At 40.5% G+C, this 524-nt stretch carries 1 protein-coding gene; it reads right to left on the bottom strand.

The annotated features are described in order from the left end of the window. Positions 1-234: 234 nt before the first annotated feature. Positions 235-524, bottom strand: a 290-nt coding sequence (locus GMD6S_RS10110) for an HAD-IIB family hydrolase (RefSeq protein WP_000328045.1), incomplete at its 5' end; no start/stop codon positions are given.

Raw genomic sequence — 524 nt, 5'->3', positions numbered from 1 at the left:
TTGATAATTTAAAAGAAATCAGCATGGATCTTTATCATCACGTCGAAACAGTAAAAATTTTCATCAATAGAAATCCATACCCATCAAGAGAATCCGCCCTAAAAGAACTAGATAGACTGGGATTATTTAGATGATTTGATTAGAAGGTTTGGCGAAAAATCAAAAAGAACACCCCAGAAGTTAGAGTCTCATCTCTACTTTTGGGGTGTCGTTTATTTTCTATCCTTAAGCATTTTACAGTACCCACGTACGGATAGCATGGGCGACGCCGGATTCGTCGTTTGTTTTGGTGATGTATTTGGCGATTTTTTTGAGTTCTGGATTTCCATTTTCCATGACAACGGGGTTGCCAACGACTTCCAGCATGGCGCGGTCATTCTCTTCGTCACCGATCGCCATGGTTTCATCTTTGGTCAATCCGAGTTTTTCAGCTAGATGGGTAATAGCTGAACCCTTGTCTATATTCTTTTTAAGGAGTTCGAGGTAGAAAGGAGCAGATTTGTTGATGGAGTAGCGCTCGTAAA

Source organism: Streptococcus sp. GMD6S (assembly GCF_000297015.1).
This window is presented reverse-complemented; position numbering and strand designations above follow the sequence as displayed.